Genomic DNA, 1038 nt, shown 5'->3' on the forward strand with positions numbered 1-1038 from the left:
AGCTGCGCCGGGCCGCCGTGTGCCGGCGCGGTGTCCCAGGCCCGCTGCGGAGTGGTGCCGACCGCGGAGTGCCGGCGGCGGGTGTTGTAGTGCGCGCGCACCCGGTCCAGGCGGGCCTGCAGCTCGGTGCTCGTGACCGCCGGGCCGGCGTAGAAGTGGGTGAGCAGCTTGTCGGCGGTCTGGTGCAGGCGCTCGCACTTGCCCAGCGTCTGCGGGTGATACGGGCTGGAGTGGATCAGCCGGGCGCCGCTGGCGGTCACGGCGGCGGCGAACCGGCCGGGCCGCAGCAGGTTGCGGTGCCGGGCGCCGCCGGCGAACGCCGAGCCGTTGTCGGCCAGCACCAGCCCGGGCGCGCCGGCCTCGACGATCGCGCCGGTCAGCGCGGCGATCGCGGCCGCGGCGGTCTCCGCGGGGGCGACGTGGGAGGCCAGCCAGCGCCGGGAGCAGTCGTCGATGATGTCGAGCGCGACCACCACCGTGCCATCGGCGAGGGTGTGCTCGGTGCCGTCGATCTGGAAGCAGTCCCGCGGCCGGGCGTAGGCGAAGCGGCGGTAGGAGGCCTTGGGCCGCTTGCGCGGATTGCGGTCGAGCAGCCCCGCCCGGCCCAGCACCCGGTTGATCGTCGGCCGGGCCGGCACCGCTGCTCCGGCCGGCCAGTCCGGCCCGGCCGCGGCCTCGACCAGCGCGGCGTGGATGTTGTCCGCGCCGTGGTCCGGCGCCAGCTCGGCGCGCAGCGCCACGATCCGCGCCACCAGCCAGTCCGGCGTCGCTCCCGGCGACCGCAGCGGCCGCCGGGAGCGCTCACTCCAGGCGCCCTCGGCGGCCACCCGCGCCCGATGCCGGTAGAAGGTGCGCGGCTCCACCCCGTTGAGCCGGCACCACTGCGCGACGTTCGGAATCACCACACCGGCCTGCAGCGTGGCATCCAGCAGTTTCATGACTGCCGCTCGCTTCCCCACACCACCTCAACGGCGGCGTGATGATCAAGCGACACATGTCATGAGACTTCAGGACTGACACATCTCCTGAGACTGGACA

General features: G+C 74.5%; 1 protein-coding gene. It reads right to left on the reverse strand.

Annotated elements, in window-relative coordinates; all coding sequences use genetic code 11:
• Window positions 1-938, reverse strand: a 938-nt coding sequence (locus ACI8AF_RS27505; RefSeq protein WP_456542966.1) for an integrase core domain-containing protein, incomplete at its 3' end; no start/stop codon positions are given.
• Between the last annotated feature and the right edge of the window lie 100 nt (window positions 939-1038).

This window comes from Blastococcus sp. SYSU D00669 (assembly GCF_054050715.1).